The sequence below is a fragment of the Nocardioides xinjiangensis genome (assembly GCF_017916385.1).
GTDB classification, from domain to species: domain Bacteria; phylum Actinomycetota; class Actinomycetes; order Propionibacteriales; family Nocardioidaceae; genus Nocardioides; species Nocardioides xinjiangensis.
This window is the reverse complement of sequence record NZ_JAFMSW010000001.1, coordinates 156,485-172,385: the sequence shown is the minus strand read 5'-3', so window position 1 is coordinate 172,385 and position 15,901 is coordinate 156,485. Positions and strand designations below refer to the sequence as shown.

11 protein-coding genes are annotated in these 15,901 nt (G+C 72.8%); 6 read left to right on the top strand and 5 right to left on the bottom strand.

Translation table 11 applies throughout. From position 1 onward, the window contains the following. Positions 1 to 178: 178 nt before the first annotated feature. Both J3P32_RS00835 and J3P32_RS00830 read right to left on the bottom strand, forming a co-directional pair. The gene (locus J3P32_RS00835; RefSeq protein WP_210437801.1) at positions 179 to 1,549 is read right to left on the bottom strand and encodes an HNH endonuclease signature motif containing protein; all 1,371 of its coding nucleotides are present in this window, start codon (positions 1,547 to 1,549) and stop codon (positions 179 to 181) included. Positions 1,550 to 1,675: 126 nt separating this feature from the next. Further along, a complete protein-coding gene (locus J3P32_RS00830) occupies positions 1,676 to 2,326 on the bottom strand; it encodes an SDR family oxidoreductase (RefSeq protein WP_210437799.1) in 651 nt (216 codons plus the stop codon). A gap of 188 nt (positions 2,327 to 2,514) precedes the next feature. On the opposite strand from J3P32_RS00830, the gene efp reads away from it, so the two are divergent. The 3 genes from efp to J3P32_RS00815 all read left to right on the top strand — a co-directional run bounded on the left by efp (position 2,515) and on the right by J3P32_RS00815 (position 4,402). Further along, entirely contained in the window at positions 2,515 to 3,078 is a 564-nt protein-coding gene (efp, locus tag J3P32_RS00825) for an elongation factor P (RefSeq protein ID WP_210437796.1), read from the top strand. A gap of 6 nt (positions 3,079 to 3,084) precedes the next feature. Beyond that, positions 3,085 to 3,495, top strand: coding sequence for a transcription antitermination factor NusB (gene nusB / locus J3P32_RS00820; RefSeq protein ID WP_210437793.1), 411 nt, complete (start codon positions 3,085 to 3,087; stop codon positions 3,493 to 3,495). Positions 3,496 to 3,592: 97 nt separating this feature from the next. Beyond that, positions 3,593 to 4,402, top strand: a complete 810-nt coding sequence (locus J3P32_RS00815; protein WP_210437780.1) for a DUF1206 domain-containing protein — start codon at positions 3,593 to 3,595, stop codon at positions 4,400 to 4,402. Between the two features lie 7 nt (positions 4,403 to 4,409). On the opposite strand, the gene J3P32_RS00810 is transcribed toward J3P32_RS00815, so the two are convergent. After that, positions 4,410 to 5,108, bottom strand: a complete 699-nt coding sequence (locus J3P32_RS00810; protein ID WP_210437777.1) for a TetR/AcrR family transcriptional regulator — start codon at positions 5,106 to 5,108, stop codon at positions 4,410 to 4,412. Positions 5,109 to 5,161: 53 nt separating this feature from the next. Here J3P32_RS00810 and J3P32_RS00805 point away from each other — a divergent pair, with 53 nt between their 5' ends. Then, complete coding sequence (locus J3P32_RS00805) at positions 5,162 to 5,998, top strand: trypsin-like serine peptidase (RefSeq protein ID WP_210437772.1); 837 nt, start codon at positions 5,162 to 5,164, stop codon at positions 5,996 to 5,998. A 16-nt stretch (positions 5,999 to 6,014) separates the two neighbouring features. On the opposite strand, the gene J3P32_RS00800 is transcribed toward J3P32_RS00805, so the two are convergent. Beyond that, positions 6,015 to 7,544, bottom strand: coding sequence for an ATP-dependent DNA ligase (locus J3P32_RS00800; RefSeq protein WP_210437769.1), 1,530 nt, complete (start codon positions 7,542 to 7,544; stop codon positions 6,015 to 6,017). A gap of 59 nt (positions 7,545 to 7,603) precedes the next feature. Here J3P32_RS00800 and J3P32_RS00795 point away from each other — a divergent pair, with 59 nt between their 5' ends. Beyond that, complete coding sequence (locus J3P32_RS00795) at positions 7,604 to 8,224, top strand: FMN-binding negative transcriptional regulator (RefSeq protein ID WP_307861525.1); 621 nt, start codon at positions 7,604 to 7,606, stop codon at positions 8,222 to 8,224. Then, complete coding sequence (locus tag J3P32_RS00790; protein ID WP_210437767.1) at positions 8,221 to 8,838, top strand: hypothetical protein; 618 nt, start codon at positions 8,221 to 8,223, stop codon at positions 8,836 to 8,838. The genes J3P32_RS00795 and J3P32_RS00790 overlap by 4 nt, the downstream gene beginning before the upstream one ends. Positions 8,839 to 8,889: 51 nt before the next feature. Here the strand turns inward: J3P32_RS00790 and J3P32_RS00785 are convergent, their stop codons facing one another. Then, on the bottom strand, positions 8,890 to 15,459 hold the full coding sequence (locus J3P32_RS00785; protein ID WP_210437764.1) for a ThuA domain-containing protein: 6,570 nt from the start codon (positions 15,457 to 15,459) through the stop codon (positions 8,890 to 8,892). Between the last annotated feature and the right edge of the window lie 442 nt (positions 15,460 to 15,901).

Genomic DNA, 15,901 nt, shown 5'->3' with positions numbered 1-15,901 from the left:
AGCGGTGATATGGGTCTTGGCCGGTGTCGCCGCGCTTGCGTCCGTAGCGATAGCGCTCGCACGTCGCAGCGACCAGTCGTAGGCCAGTCGTAGGCCGCGCCTGGCACCGGTGGTCGCCCGGGTGGGCTTCGCGGGCACAGGGCGGGACCGCGGACGGGTGTGCCCGTCTGGTCGACGCCTAGGCGCGGGGGACGGCGATGGTGCCGCGTGCGGTGACCAGGGCCGACATGCCCACCGGCCCGGTCCAGAGGTAGGTGCCGGGATCGGCGCGTTCGTAGGACCACTCCCCAGCGGTCTTCGCCCGGTGGTGACGTCGGCAGAGCGGGGCGAGGGACGCGGGCGACGTCTGCCCCGGTGGACCGCCGTCACCCGGGTCCACGAAGGGCTCGCGGTGGTCCAGGTCGCACTGACGCGCGGCCCGCCCGCACCATGGGAAGACGCACGTCTCGTCCCGCAGCCGGACCTGCTCGGCCATCCGCGGAGGTGGATCGTGGCGATCGACGGACCAGCGGTCGTCGGTGGCGACGTGGAGCACCGGCTGGATGGTGACGCGTGACCGGCCGGCCCAGTCGCGGATGAGGTCGAGACTGACCGGTCCCAACGACTCGGCCGAGCCGGTGGCCCGCGCGTCATCCGCGACGACGTCGGCGAGCGAGGCATGGAGGTAGAGCCGGACCTTCGCGTCTCGTCGCGCGACAGCCGCCTGCCGCACCCTCCGACCCGTGTCGGGATCGGTGGTGCCGACGAGGCTCGTGAGGTCGAGTCGGGCTTGGGCGTCCGCGATGGCCCCCAGGGCCTTGGCGCGGCGCACCGGCAGCTCGTCCGTGTCGCCGAGGGCTCCCATGGCCTCGGCCTCCGCGCACACCACGTCGTGGAAGCGGATGAGGTCGAGGGTGTCTCCGGTCGCCCGGAGCTCGGACGTGCCGGAGTAGCGGCCGGGGTCCGGGTGGACCAGCACGACGTCCCAGCCGTCACGGGCGGCGACCTCCCGCTCGGCGGTGCCGGCGCCGTCGCAGCGAGCCGCGGCCTCGGCGATGAGCCGGTCGAGCGCCGGCGCGCCGAGCGACGAGATGCGCCCGGCGACCCGGCGGTCGAGCCACCGCGCCGCGTCGATCGGCAAGTAGCGGGTGCGAGCGGCGACGCGCCGGGCCTTCCAGGCCGGCACCAGCAGTGCACGTGTGGCGTCCCACAGCAGGGGGAGCCGGTGGTTCAGGTCGAGCGCGTCGGCGAGGAGGGCGGACGCGGAGGCCGGGGAGCAGCCGAGAGCGACGGCCAGCGGCTCGGGAGTGAATGCGGCGACCGCGGGAGTCCCGGGGCCGCCGAGGGTCTCGGGCTCAGCGAGCACGGACGGCAGGACCGGCCCGGACGGGGTCTCGCACGCGTCCAGTGGGGGATGGGTGACAGCCCACTGGTAGGCGACGCCAAGCTTGTGGACCTCGCCCTCGCGCAGGAGGACCTCGATCTCGGACGCCTCGGACAGCAGGGCCTCGTCGGCGAGGTCGGTCAGGTCGCCGACCTGCGCTCCTCCGACGGTGCTCGTGCCCTCCATGGATCCACTCAACCAGAGCCCACCGACACCGACGCGTGTCCCGCGACGCCGCCTGTGGACGGGTGCTCGGACGTGCCCGGGGACGCGTCCCCGCCCGGCGTACGGGTCGGCAGGCGCGGGAGCGCGTCAGAGGGACGCGAGCCAGTCGTCGATCGGCACGTCGCCGTCGCCGAGGACCAGCGTGCGCCCGAAGGACCGTGGGTCCTCCAGCACGGCGAGGATCACCTGCGCGACCAGCTCCCGTGACGTGCGGTCGCCGTCGCCGGCGCGGGCCCGGGGGTTCACCGACGCGGTGCCGGGCTCGAGGGTGAGGGGGCCCGGGCCGAGGACGGTCCAGTCGAGGTCGGTGCCGCGGAGGTGCTCGTCGGCGGCGATCTTGGCCTGCTGGTAGTGCCGGAACGGGTCGTCCTCGGGCACCAGCACGTCGGGGTCGGATCCCGAGAACGACACCATGACGTAGCGCTGGGCGCCGGCCTCGAGGGCTGCGTCCATCGAGCTGATCGCGGCGTCGCGGTCCACGGCGTAGGTGCGGGCCGGGTCGCCCCCGCCTGCGCCTGCGGACCAGACGACGGCGTCCTGCCCCTGCAGGAGGTCGACGAGCGCGCTCTCGTCCGCTTCCTCCACGGAGGACACCAGCGCGATCGCGCCGGTCGCCTGGACGTCCTCGATGTGGTCGGGGTTGCGCACGACGCAGGTGACGTCGTGCCCCGCCTCGACGAGCATCGGGGCCAGGAGGAGCGCGACCTTGCCGTGTCCGCCGAAGATGGTGACTCGCATGGCCCGACGCTACCGTTCCCCGTCCCGACACGCCCGCCGTCGCGCCGTGCCCCGCGCGGCACCACCGAGTCGCAGGCCGAGCATTTCCTGGCTCTCGCGGCCCGCGACTAGACTGGTCCGTCGGCGCGCCCGTCACCGGCCGCGCGCCCGTGCTCCTTGACAACTCGACGAAGGCGGACATCAGACACATGGCAACCACCAACGACCTGAAGAACGGCATGGTCCTCAACCTCGAGGGGCAGCTCTGGTCCGTCGTCGAGTTCCAGCACGTCAAGCCCGGCAAGGGCCCGGCCTTCGTGCGCACCAAGCTCAAGAACGTCGAGTCGGGCAAGAACGTCGACAAGACCTTCAACGCCGGCACCAAGGTCGAGACGGCCAACGTGGACCGCCGCACGATGCAGTACCTCTACAACGACGGCTCCTCCTACGTCTTCATGGACGTCCAGAGCTACGAGCAGCTCGAGGTCGCCCCCGAGGTCGTCGGGGACGCGAAGAACTTCATGCTGGAGAACCAGGAGGCGATCGTCGCCACCAACGAGGGCCGCGTGCTGTTCATCGAGCTGCCCGCCTCCGTCGAGCTGCTGATCGCCGAGACCGAGCCGGGCCTGCAGGGCGACCGCTCGACCGGCGGCACGAAGCCCGCCACGCTCGAGACCGGCCACACCATCCAGGTACCGCTCTTCATCACCACCGGCGAGAAGGTCAAGGTCGACACGCGCGACTCGTCCTACCTCGGCCGCGTCAAGGCCTGACACCGCGTGGCTGCCCGTTCGAAGGCGCGCAAGCGCGCGCTGGACATCCTCTTCGCCTCCGAGCTGCGCTCCGAGGACCCCGTGACGGCGCTGGACCGGGCCATCGAGGCCGGCGAGGGCCCGACCAACGACTACACCAGCACGCTGGTCCGCGGTGTCGCCGAGCACCGGACGCGCATCGACGAGGTGCTGACGACCTACAGCAAGGGCTGGACGCTCAGCCGGATGCCGGCCGTGGACCGCAACGTGCTGCGCATCGGCGTCTACGAGCTGCTGTGGGGCGACGAGGACGTCCCGGAGAGCGTCGCGGTGAGCGAGGCGATGCACCTGGTGCAGGACCTCTCCACGGACGAGTCCCCGACGTTCGTCAACGGCTTGCTCGGCTCGATCATGCGCGACCGCGCGAGCCTGGTCTAGACCCTCGTCGGGGCGCCACCCGGATCTGCACGCGCGCCCCACCCGCAGGGGTTGTGGCGGTTCGCCGGTGGACGGGCGCGCCCCCTAGGTTGACCCCATGAACGCCCCCGACACCGCCGCACAGGTCCGCGGCAGCGACTGGATGGACCACGCGATCCGCGCCGGACTGGTGGCGTACGGCGTCGTCCACCTGCTGGTCGGGTGGCTCGCGCTCCAGCTCGCCTTCGGCGAGAAGGAGGACAGCGCCTCCAACTCCGGCGCCATGCAGTACCTCGTCCAGCAGCCGCTCGGCGAGGTCCTGGTGTGGCTCGTCGCGGTCGGGATGTTCCTCCTCGTCCTGTGGCGACTGCTGGAGTTCGGCTATGGCCACCGCGAGGAGTCCGACGACACCAAGCGGTGGCGCAAGCGCGCGGGATCCCTCGGCAAGGCCGTCATCTACGGCGCCATCGGCTGGAGCGCGGTGCAGACCGCCACGGGGTCCGGTGGCGGCAACGGCGGCACGGACTCCACCACCGCCAAGCTCATGGACCTCCCCGGCGGGCAGCTGATCGTCGGCGCCGTCGGGCTGGCGGTCATCGGCTACGGCGCCTCGCTGGTGTGGCGCGGGTGGACCGAGAAGTTCCGCGAGCACCTCGACGCGCAGGGGCAGGCCGGCACGGACGGCTCGGTGTACGTCCGCCTCGGCAAGATCGGCTACATCGCCAAGGGCGTCGCGATCGCCATCGTGGGCGGGCTCTTCGGCTACGCCGCGGTCACCCACGACCCCCAGAAGTCCGGCGGCCTCGACCAGGCGCTGCAGACCGTGCGCGAGCAGCCCTTCGGCCAGGTGCTGCTGACGGCGATCGCGGTCGGCATCGTCGCCTACGGCGCGTTCTGCTTCGCCCGCGCGAAGCACCTGTCCCGCTGAGCGCCGCCTAGCGGACGGGGCCGGCGGCCACCGCGAGGGCCGAGGCGACCATGTGGTCGCGCACCTGCTCGGCGGTGATGCGGCTGATGCGCGGCACGCCCGGGGCCTCTTCCGAGACCAGCATCGCCACGCGGCCGAGCTGGAGCGTGCCGAGGCCGCTGGCGTACAGCATGTTGGCGAGCAGCCCGGGGTCCTCGACGTGGAAGTCGCCGCTCTCCGCGCCGGCGGTGATCGCCCGGGTGAGGACCGACAGGCAGCCGCCGATGGCCTGCCCGAGGCGGTACATCGCGGACTCGCTGACCTCCTCGAGGAGGTCGCCGCCGGGGCGCCGCATGATCGCCTGGGCGCAGTCGACGAACGCGGGGTGGGCGAGGCCGTAGTCGACGAACGCCTCCACGAGGCGTACGAGCTGCCCGCGCGGCTCCACCGTGCCGGCGGCCGCCTGCTCGAGCGCGACCCGCAGCTCGTCGAGGTACTGCACGAGGGTGAGGCTGAACAGCTCCTCCTTGCTCGTGAAGTGCCGGTAGATGATCGCGCGGTTGATGCCCACCGCCTTGGCGATGTCCTCGATCTGCGCGTCACGGACGCCGCGCTCGTCGAAGAGGCGCCGGGTGGCCGAGATGATCTCAGTCTCCCGCTGCCGACGCCGGACGGCCGCGGTGCTGCCGCGCCCGGGGACCGTCTCGGGCGTCGACTCGGTGCTCATGACGCCAGTCTAGGGAGGGTCGGGCCGGTGCCCGGGTGTGGTTCGATGCGGGCATGCGGTTGCCCGGAGCCCGTCGTGCCGTCGTCGTCTGGGTCCTCGCCGCCCTCGCCGCGGTGCTGTCGCCCCTCGTTGCGGTCGCCGCCGACGACGGCGTCGGACGGTTCGCCGGCACGGCCCGGTTGCCCGGGTGCTCGGGCGCGGTGGTGCGCTGGCCGGCCGCGCTCGACACCGACCCCGCTGTCGTCCTGACCAACGGCCACTGCGTGCGCCGCCCGTTCCTCGGCGCCCGGGAGGTCCTGGTCGACGAGAGGCGGTGGACCCGGGTCGAGCTGCTCGACGGCCGCGGCGACGTGGCCCGCACCGTCCGCGGCGTCCGGCTGCAGTACGCCACGATGTACCGCACCGACGTCGCGCTGCTGTCGTTGCGCGAGACGTACGCCGAGCTCGCCGGCGACGGCGTCACGCCGCTCACCCTGGCGAGCGACGGGCCGGCGCGCGGGGAGCGGGTCCGCATCCCGTCCGGCTACTGGACCGAGCAGCGCACGTGCGCGACCGCCGGCACGGCGTACCGGCTGCACGAGCGGACGTGGGACTGGTGGCACGCGATCCGGCTGCCGGCGCGCGACGGCTGCGCGATCCGCGGCGGCTACTCCGGCTCGCCCGTCGTGTCGCAGGACACCGGTCTCGTGGTCGGGATCGCGAACACCGCCTACGTCGGGGGCCGCCGCTGCGTCGACTCGGCGTGCGAGGAGGGACGGCGCGGCCGGGTGCGGATGGTGAGGGACATGAACTACGGCCAGCAGACCTGGCTCCTGCTCACCTGCCTCGACGCGGGGCGGACGTTCGACCTGGACACGCCGGGGTGCCGGCTGCCGAAGCCGCGGCGCTGACTGCTGCGCCGGGGCGTCAACCCGCGGCGAGCGCGCGCACGGTCTCGATGGTGTCCGCCTCGTCGGGTCCCTTGTCGTCGCGGTAGCGCAGCACGCGGGCGAACCGCAGCGCGACGCCGCCGGGGTAGCGCGTCGAGCGCTGGAGGCCGTCGAAGGCGATCTCGACGACCTGGAGCGGCCGCACCTCGACGACGTAGCGGTCGCGGACGGTGCCGGGGGAGACGGCCAGCTCGGTGAACCGCTCGGTCTGCCAGGCCAGCATCTCGTCGGTCATGCCCTTGAACGTCTTGCCCAGCATCACGAACCCGGTCGGCGACGACGCGTCGCGCGCACCGAGGTGGATGTTGGAGAGCCATCCCTCGCGCCGCCCCGACCCCCACTCGACCGCGAGGACGACGAGGTCGAGGGTGTGCCGGGGCTTGACCTTCACCCAGGCCGAGCCGCGACGGCCGGCAGCGTAGGGGGCGGACAGGTCCTTGAGCACCACGCCCTCGTGCCCCGACGCGACGGTCTCGCGGGCGAACTCGTCGGCGGCCCGCGGGTCGGCGGTGACGAGTCGGCGGACCCGGTGCCGCTCGGGCACCAGCGCGTCGAGCGCGGCGAGGCGCTCGTGGCCCGGGGCGTCGAGCAGGTCGCGACCGTCGACGTGGAGCAGGTCGAAGAAGTGGGGAGTGACGGCGACGCCCGTGTCCTGCGCGGTCCGGCTCGCGGTGTCCTGGAACGCCAGGGGCCGGCCGTCCTCGGACAGCGCGAGCGCCTCCCCGTCGAGGACGAAGCGCTCCGCCGCGAGTGACCGGGCGACCTCGACGACCTCGGGCAGGCGACCGGTGATGTCGTCGAGGCTGCGGGTCACGACGAGCACGTCGTCGCCGTCACGGTGCACCTGGATCCGGATGCCGTCGAGCTTGGCGTCGACGGCCACCTCCGTGGCCCCGTGGGCGGAGAGACCCGCCATCGCCGTCGCGACGTCGGGCGCGCTGGACGCGAGCATCGGCATGATCGGCCGGCCGACCTCGAGCCGGATCGCGGCCAGCGCCTCCTCGCCCGCGAACGCCGCCCTCGCGGCCGCGACGGTCGAGCCCGCCAGCATCGCGGCACGGCGCACGGCGGCGAGCGGCACCTCCGCCACCAGCGCCACCGCCTCCTGGGTGACCGCGTCGAGCGCGCCCTGACGGACGTTGCCGGTGACGATGGCGCGCAGCCAGGCCTGCTCGGCGGCCGTCGCGCGGCCGAACAGGTCGACCACGGCCTCCCTGCGGGCCAGCTGCGAGCCGGCGCCGGAGAGGGCGGCCATCGTTTCGAACGCCTCGTGCACCTCGAGCACCGTCAGCGACGGCGCGTCGGCGGGCGCGGGCAGGTCGCTGACGCCGCGCCAGCCGAGCCCGGTCCGTCGCTGGCGCAGCGTGCCGCCGAGGTAGGACACGACGACCTCGAGCTCGTCGGGCGACACTCGGCCGAGGAGCTCCGCGAGCGCGGCGACCTTGGCCTTGCGGGACCGTGTGGCGGCGACCGCGGCGGAGGTGGCGACGAGCTCGGCCAGCAGCATGCGCCCATCCTGCCGCCCGCCGCCGACAACGGCGCCCCCCGGAGGGGCAGGATGGTCGCGTGAGCAACCCGGCCGCCTCCCTCTACGTCCCGCGGTTCAACGTGATGGACGCCGACGACGTGCGCCCGTTCGTCCGCGCCGTCGGCACCGCGCAGCTCGTCACGGTCGGCGCGGACGGCGTACCGGACGCGACGTTCCTGCCGGTGCTGTGGGAGGACGAGCTCCTCGTCGGCCACCTCGCCCGCGCGAATCCCCATTGGCGGCGCATCGTCGACGGGGCCCCGGCCCTGGCCGTCGTGAGCGGCCCCGACGCCTACGTCAGCCCCTCCTGGTACGCCACCAAGGCCGAGCACGGCCGGGTCGTCCCGACCTGGAACTACTCCGTCGTCCACCTGCGCGGCCGGGTCGCGGTCCACGACGACCCGGAGTGGGTGCGGGGGATGGTCACGCGGCTGACCGACCGCCACGAGCAGCCGCGCGCCGAGCCGTGGGCGGTCACCGATGCGCCGGCCGACTACGTCGAGAAGAACCTCCGCCCCATCGTCGGGGTCGAGCTCGTCGTGGAGTCCGTGGAGGCGAAGGCCAAGCTGAGCCAGAACCGCTCCGAGGAGGACCGCGCCGGCGTGGCCCGCGGCCTCGCCGCCGAGGGCCGTGAGCCCGGGGGGCTGGTGCAGCCGTGAGGACCGGCCGGGTCCGGGAGCGCTTCACCGGCCGGATCGCCGGGGTCGGCAGCAGCAGCGGCGTCCGCGTGGTCGTCGGCCGCTGGGACGACTCGCCGTGGGGCCCCTTCACCGACGTCATGGTCGAGGACGCCTCGGGCCACCGCGTCCTGCTGGCCCCTGACGACCGCGTGCGCCACTTCGTCGCGTCGACCTACTCCTTCGACGAGCACGTCATCGAGCCGGTGTCGGTCGAGGACACCCCTGCCGGCTGGCAGGTCACGACCCCGTCGCTGTCGCTCGGCCTCGAGGTGGGCAACCGTACGCCGCTGGGCCTGCTGCTCGGCCTCGTGCCCGCGCGCGTCGCGACGGCACCGTGGTTCTGCGCGCTGGCCGACCCCCTTGCCCGCGTCGTGCTGCGCGGCGTCCGGACGCGGGGGACGGCCGGCAACGACCGGCGCGAGTGGTACGGCGCGACGTCGGTCGCGGCGGTCACCAGGATCACCGGGGCCTGGCGGGGGACCGGCCTGGGTGTTCTCGCGTCCGTCGACCCGCCCTGCCGGTTCGGCTTCTCCAGCACGCCGAGGCGGCCCTCGGTGACACGCGTGGTGACCACGATCGAACGGCCCGTGTAGCGCCGCCGAGGACGACCGTCTGACGACGGACGCCTCGGCGGCGCTCCCGCGTCACCGGCGGACGGTGAACCGCCACTTCTCGACGGTCCGGTTGCCGAGCGCGTCCTTCGCGACGAGGCGCACGGTGTGGCGGCCGGGGGACAGGGCCCGGTCCGGCGTCCAGCTCAGCCGGCCGCGTCGCGCGTCGTAGCGCACGCCGGGCACCCGCGTGCCGTCGACGAACAGCCGCAGGCCGGCCGGGCGGACCTCGGAGTGCCTGTCCGTGACGAGCGCGCCGACCTTCGGCGTGCGGTCGCGGGTCGCCCCCGTCGGCGTGACCTTCCGGACCCGCGGCCCGGTCCGGTCGACCGTCCACGCGGCGGTCGCGGGCGTGGGGTCGACGCCGCCGGCGGTGACCGCCCGGACCCGCACCTCGTGCGCACCGTCGGCCAGGTCGCGGTAGGTGCGGGGCGAGGCGCACGCCTGGAACGCCGATCCGTCGAGCGAGCACTCGAACGTCGCTCCCGCAGCGCCCGGACCGGTCGCGGAGAACCCGATGGTCGCCGTCCTCGAGCGCGTGGTGTCGCGCGGAGCGACCGTGATCCGGGTGTCCGCGACCGGCTCGGCGGCCTTGGTGACCGTGACGGTCACCGTGGCGGTGTCGGTGTCGGCACCGTCGGTGACGACGTAGTCGAACGCGTCGTCACCGGTGTACCCGGCGTCCGGGGTGTAGGTGACGGTGCCGTCGGCGCCGGCGACCGCCGTGCCGTGCGCCGGCTTCGTCACCGACTCGACGGAGAGCTCGTCGCCCTCGTCGGCGTCGCTGTCGTTGGCCAGCACGTCGACGCGGACGGCCGTGCCCCGCTGCGTCGTCGCCCGGTCGTCGGTCGCCACCGGCGCGGTGTTGACCGGGTCGACCGGGTCCTCGCCGTCGACGGTGAAGCTGTCGAACGACACGACGTCACCGCTCTGCAGCACGCCCGCGGCGAAGACGCCGAACCGCGGCGCCACCACCGGGTTGCTGACCGTCCTGGGCATGTCCACCCAGCTCGCTCCGTCGTCGAACGAGACCGAGCCGGTGTAGGTGCTCCCGGCCTTGACCAGGCGCAGGCGCACGTCGCTCAGGTCGGCGCCGGCCGGCACCACGATCTCGGGCTGCGGGTTGGCCCCGACGATGACGTCGCCGACCTCCGAGCGCAGCTCGAACCGGTTCGGCGCCGAGCGGCCGTCGTCGGAGATGGACACGAGCTTGACGTAGTTCGCGTCGTCGCCGTAGGCCATCAGGCCGGCCTGGCTCCACCCACCGTCGAGGCCCCTCACGTCGGCCACCGTCTCGATGGTCCAGTCCGTGCCGGCGTGGTCGGGCGACTGCAGGACGAGGTTCGACTTGCTCGTCCCGCTCTGGTAGATCTCGCCCGTCGTGGTGGTGAGGTGCAGGCGCCCGTCGGCCACCTCGAGCAGGTCGGGGTCCTCGGCCACGATCGCGTTCCAGCGGCAGTCGTCGAGGGCGGCGCCCTCGAAGGTGTCGTCGGGGCTCTCGAGGTCGCAGTCCTCGAACACGGTCACGGCCACCGAGGCGATGTCGCTGCCGCCGTTGCCGTCCTCCACCGTGTAGCTGAACGAGTCGGCGCCGGAGAAGCCGGCGTCCGGCGTGTAGCGGACGGTGCCGTCGTCGTTCACGGCGGTCGTCCCGTGCGCCGGGTCGGTGGCGCTGGCGACGGTGAGGTCGTCACCGTCCGGGTCGGTGTCGCCCACCAGGACCGGCACGTCGACCGGGGTGCCCTCCAGCGTCGTGGCGGAGTCGTCGTCGGCGACGGGCGCCCGGTTCTGGTCGGCGGGCTCGACGCGGAAGTAGTCGAACGTCGCCGTCCGGCCGGCCTGCTGGACACCGAGGGCGAAGACCCCGAAGTCCATGTCGGCCGTCGGGTTGGAGACCGTGCCGACGGTCTGCCACTCGCCGCCGTCGAACGCTGCCTCACCGGTGTAGCTGTTCCCGGTCTTGGTCAGCCGCAGCCGGTACGACGTGACGTTGGCCGGTGCCGCCAGCTCGGGCTGCGGGTTGAGGATCGCGGCGTTCGACTCCGAGCGGAGCTCGATGCGGTTGATCCGGCCCGCGTTGGTGTCGCTGATCGGGTCGAGCTTGACGTAGTTGTCGTCGTCGCCGTAGATGATCAGCCCGCCCTGGGCGTAGCCGTCGGTGAACGTCGTCGACATCTTCGTCTCGATCGAGTAGTCCTCGGTCGTGTTGGTGTCGGACTGCAGGATGATGTTCCTCGTGCCCGACGGGTCGGACCCCTGGTACAGGTCACCCGTGGTCGCCGAGATCGTCAGCGCACCGTTCTCCACGTCGTACAGCGAGGCGTCCTCGCGCACGATCGCGTTCCAGCGGCACGTGTCCAGGGCGGTGCCGTCGAACTCGTCGGTCGGGTCCGCGGCCCCGGACGTGCCGTCCGGGTCGAAGCGGATCCAGTCGAACGTCGCCGTCGGGGTTCCCTGCGCGCCGCCGGAGACCGCCGCCGGACCGATCTTCGGGTCCGCGAACGAGCTCATCGGCGCCGGCCGGCCGACCGGCGAGAAGGTCTCGCCGTCGGTGGAGTAAGACGCCCGCAGGTCGGTGCCGTCCGAGGTGAGCCGCACGTAGTAGGTCGTGGGGAAGCCCTCGGGGACACCTCCCAGCTTGTCCTCGGCGTTGTTGCGCGGCGAGCCCTGCGCCTCGTAGATGAACTCGACGTCGCGGTTCCCGCCCGCCGAGATGAGGTGGACCGAGGCCCAGTTCTCGTCGTCGGAGTAGACCCGCAGGCCGGCCTGCTGGTAGTTCTCCGAGACCACGGCGGTGACCTTCGCCGTGACCTGCCACGCGCCGTCCGGCGTCTGCTGGACGATGATGTCCTCGGCGTTGCCGCCGGGACCGTAGAGGCTGCCGCTGTTGATCGGCAGCTGCAGGCCGCCGTCCGCCACGCTCCACTCGCCGCTGTCGCGGATGACGTCCCACTTGCCGTCGAGCGAGCTGCCGTCGAACTCGTCGGACTGCTGCACGCCGCAGGCGTTGAGAACGCGGATCGGGACCGTCGAGTAGCCGCTGGCCCCGGACGGGTCGGTCGCGGTCAGGCGCGCGGTGTAGGTGCCCGGCTCGGTGTAGGTGTACTCGGCGTCGAGGCTGGTGGCGGTGTCGCCGTCACCGGGCACCCCGAAGTCCCACCGGTAGGTCAGCTCGTCGCCGTCGAAGTCCGACGCGGAGCCGGTGAAGTCGACGGTCAGCGGCGCGGTGCCCTGGGTGGGGGTGCCCTGTGCACCCACCTGCGGCCTGGAGTTGACCGAGACGCCCTTGCCGGCTGCGTCGAAGAAGTTCACGTTGAACAGGCCCGTCGCGGAGGGGTTGGCGTTGGTGAACACCAGGAACAGCTCGTGCGAGCCCTGCTGCGCCGACTCCGCGATGTCCATGTCGACGAACTGCCACTGCTGCCAGCCGCCGGTCACGGGGACCGCGACCGACCCCGCCAGGGGTCCGGTCGGGCTGTCGAGTCGGGCCTCGATCGTGCCGCCGGCCCCGGCCGAGGCGACCCGGAAGCGCAGGCGCGGCACCTGCGACAGGCTGATCGGCGCGTAGGACACGTGGTCGCCGGCGTCGATGTTGGACAGGTTGCGCGCTCCGCCGAGCGGGTCGGTGGTCGCCTCGGTCTCGACGCCCTGGCGGGTGGTGGTGTGCTCGGCCTGCTTGCGCTTGGGCTGCAGCACGACCTCGTCCTCGCCGGTCAGCGTGCGGACGCCGTTGCCGCCCTCGTCGGTGTAGCTGGCGTTGATGACGCCGAAGATGTTGGCCGAGGCGTCGTGGCCCTCGTCCTGCACGGTCGGCAGGACGACGTCACAGCCGGTGCGCGAGCTGAGCGGGTGGCCGTGCGAGTCGTGGCCCAGGACGTAGTCGATCTCGACCCGGTCGCAGTCGATCGTCCCGTCCTCCGGGTCGCTCACGTTGACCTTCACCCGCACGGAGTCGCCGAACTCGAAGAAGCCGCCGTTGGGCGGGAGCTCGATCTCGACGCTCGGCCGGGTGTTGCCGACCGTGACGACCGCGGTGGCGACGCCGGTGCGGCCGGTGGAGTCGGTCACCGTCAGGCGGGCGTCGTACACCCCGACCTGGGTGTAGACGTGCGTCGGGTTGGCCTCGGTGGAGTCGACCGTGCCGTCGTTGTCGAAGTCCCAGGCGTAGCCCACGATCGAGTCGCCCTGGTCGGGGTCGCTCGAGCCCGCGCTGGAGAACTGCACCTCCAGCGGCGCCGCGCCGGAGTCGGGCGTGGCGGTGGCCGAGGCCGAGGGGGAGCGGGCGCCCTCGTTGATCGCGTTGATCTTGTAGACGGCCGAGTTCTCGTTGCCGGTGAAGTAGCCACCGTTGCCGTAGTCGAGGACGTAGAGGGAGCCGTCGGGACCGAACTCCATGTCCATCGCCGCGTACAGCGTCATGGAGTCGAAGAACGGGTCGATGCCGGCCACGTCGCCCTCGGCGTCCATCGCGATGTCACGGATCCACCCGCGGGTCCACTCACCGGCGAAGAAGTGGTTGTCGAAGTACTCGGGGAACTTCACGTCCGAGTCGAGCTCGGGGTCGAAGTTGTAGACCGGGCCGGCCATCGGGCCCTCGCCGCCGCCGCCGAACTCGCCGGTGGTGACGCCGTTGTAGGTGACGTTGCCGCCGTCGTACTTGATCCAGGCGGGCTGGGCCGGGGGCAGGTTGGTGAGGCCGGTGTTGCGGGGGCTGTTGTTGACCGGCGCCGAGCAGTCGAACTTCGGGCCGGTGGTGCCGGTCGCGAAGTTCCAGTCGTTGTAGGTCTCGGCCGCGGTGTTGGACCCGGTGCAGTAGGGCCACCCGAAGTTGCCCGCCTCGCGGATCTGGTTGAACTCCACGATGCCGCCGGGGCCGCGGTTGGGGTTGGCGCTGCCGGCGTCCGGACCGTACTCACCGAGGTAGACGTAGCCGGTGCGCTTGTCGACGGTCATGCGGAAGGGGTTGCGGAAGCCCATCGCGTAGATCTCGGGGCGGGTCTTGCCCTGGGTGTCCGACGCCTCGGGGAAGAGGTTGCCCGCCGGCACGGTGTAGCTCGCCGCCGTCGGGTCGGGGGTGATGCGCAGCACCTTGCCGCGGAGGTCGTTGGTGTTGGCGGAGCTGCGCTGGGCGTCGTACGCGGGGTTGCGGGTGGGTCGTTCGTCGAGCGGCGCGTAGCCGTCGGAGGCGAACGGGTTGGAGTCGTCGCCGGTGGACAGGTACAGGTTGCCGTCGGCGTCGAAGTCGATCGCACCGCCCGCGTGGCAGCAGATGCCCCGGTCCGCCTCGACGCGCAGCAGCTCCTGCTCGGTCGACGGGTCGAGGTCGTCGTCGACCATCTTCATCCGGGTCAGGACGTTGTAGCCCTTCCACGCCGCGAAGTCCTCGGCCGTGCCGTCGTTGGGGGCGTCGCCGCTCGGGGTGTCCAGCGGCGGGGCGTAGTAGAGGTAGACCCAGCCGTCCTCCTCGAAGTCGGGGCTGACCGTGACGCTCTGCAGGCCGTCCTCGTCGTGGGAGTAGATCGGCACGTCGTGCAGGAGGGTGGTGTTGCCCTCGAGGTCGGTGAGGAAGATGCGGCCGTCACGGGCGTTGTGCAGCACCCGGCCGTCGGGCAGGACCGAGATGCTCATCGGCTCCCCAACCTTGTCGACGCCCTTGGCGAGGGTGACCTGCTCGAAGGAGGCGTCGCCGGGCGGCACCGGCGTGCAGGCGTCCGGGGCCTGGCCGGCGGCGTACTGGATGCCGCCGAGCAGGTGCGTGCGGAAGAGCGGCTCGGAGAACGAGGCGTCGGTGTGGCCGCCGCCGGTGTAGAAGCTGCGGCCGCCGTCGAACTCCTGGTACCACGCGATCGGGTGGTCGTCGTCGGTGGCGTTGCCGTCGTTCTCGACGTACGTCGACTCGTCGAGCGTCGCCAGGACGTGGATGTGGGGGTCGACGCGCGGGCTGTAGTCGGGTCCGCCGCCGTTGACGACCGGGTTCTCCGGGGCCTGGAAGTTGTACCACTCGTCGGTGCGGGTCCACTTCTGCGGCAGCGCGCACGAGGAGGGGTGCTCCTGGTCCTCCACGTCGATGGTGGCGGTCGGGGTGCCGGCCGGGTGGCTCTGGAAGTACGCGCCGACCAGCTGGCCGTACCACGGCCAGGTGTACTCGGTGTCGGAGGCGGCGTGCACGCCGACGTAGCCGCCGCCGGCCTGGATGTAGTCCTCGAACGCCGCCTGCTGGCTGGCGTTGAGCACGTCGCTGGTCGTGGAGAGCCACACGACGGCCTCGTACTGCGCCAGGTTGGCCGCGGTGAACTGGGCGGCGTCCTCGGTGGCGTCGACGTTGAAGCCGTACTGCGCGCCGAGGCGCTCGATGGCCCGGATCCCCGCCCCGATCGAGCCGTGCCGGAAGCCGGTCGTCTTGCTGAAGACCAGGACGTCGTACGTCGGCGCCGCGAGGCTCGCGGCCGCGTCCCGTGCGGCTGCGGGCGGCGCGTCGGCCGGGTCGGGCCCGGCCGCGGACGCGGCGGCCGGCGCGACGGCCAGGCTTCCGCCGGCCACGGCGAGGGCGAGGGAGCTCGCGACGGTCCTGACGCGTGCCGCGGGTGAACGGAACCTGCTCATGCTGTCCTGCCTTCTGGTGACCTGGGGGCGTGGGGGCGAGTGCGAGTGGATGCCGGGCCGGCTGTGTCGGCCGGGTCGGGCGCCGGCGGCGGCCGGTGGCGACATCGGGTCGGGCCGGCGGGCCGATGCGGGGGCCCGGGACGCGCGCTCGCGCGGCGCATCAGCGGCTGCAGCAGAGCGGCTCTGGCCATCGAGTCGGTCGCCCATCTCCCGAGGGGTCCCGGCGGCCCCGTGATGCACGTCACAGTAGGTACCTCGATTCGTCGACGTCAACACACAAGTGGCACCACTTCGCGCGGTCCTTCGACAGAAGTTGCACCCGGCGGCTCGAAAGGGCGGGCCGCTTCCCGAGCCGGCGCCGCTCCCGGCTGCGTCCCCGACCGCGGGGGCCCCGCGGAACCGGCGTGAACCGGCTCACGCCGCCTCGCTCGGGCCCGGCGCA

Bases quoted from the DNA above. Each gene is read 5' to 3' on its own strand.
- J3P32_RS00815 (WP_210437780.1), top strand. From the start codon at position 3,593: ATGAACGCCCCCGACACCGCCGCACAGGTCCGCGGCAGCGACTGGATG.
- J3P32_RS00835 (WP_210437801.1), bottom strand. From the start codon at position 1,549: ATGGAGGGCACGAGCACCGTCGGAGGAGCGCAGGTCGGCGACCTGACC.
- J3P32_RS00810 (WP_210437777.1), bottom strand. From the start codon at position 5,108: ATGAGCACCGAGTCGACGCCCGAGACGGTCCCCGGGCGCGGCAGCACC.
- J3P32_RS00785 (WP_210437764.1), bottom strand. From the start codon at position 15,459: ATGAGCAGGTTCCGTTCACCCGCGGCACGCGTCAGGACCGTCGCGAGC.
- J3P32_RS00805 (WP_210437772.1), top strand. From the start codon at position 5,162: ATGCGGTTGCCCGGAGCCCGTCGTGCCGTCGTCGTCTGGGTCCTCGCC.
- J3P32_RS00800 (WP_210437769.1), bottom strand. From the start codon at position 7,544: ATGCTGCTGGCCGAGCTCGTCGCCACCTCCGCCGCGGTCGCCGCCACA.
- J3P32_RS00830 (WP_210437799.1), bottom strand. From the start codon at position 2,326: ATGCGAGTCACCATCTTCGGCGGACACGGCAAGGTCGCGCTCCTCCTG.
- efp (WP_210437796.1), top strand. From the start codon at position 2,515: ATGGCAACCACCAACGACCTGAAGAACGGCATGGTCCTCAACCTCGAG.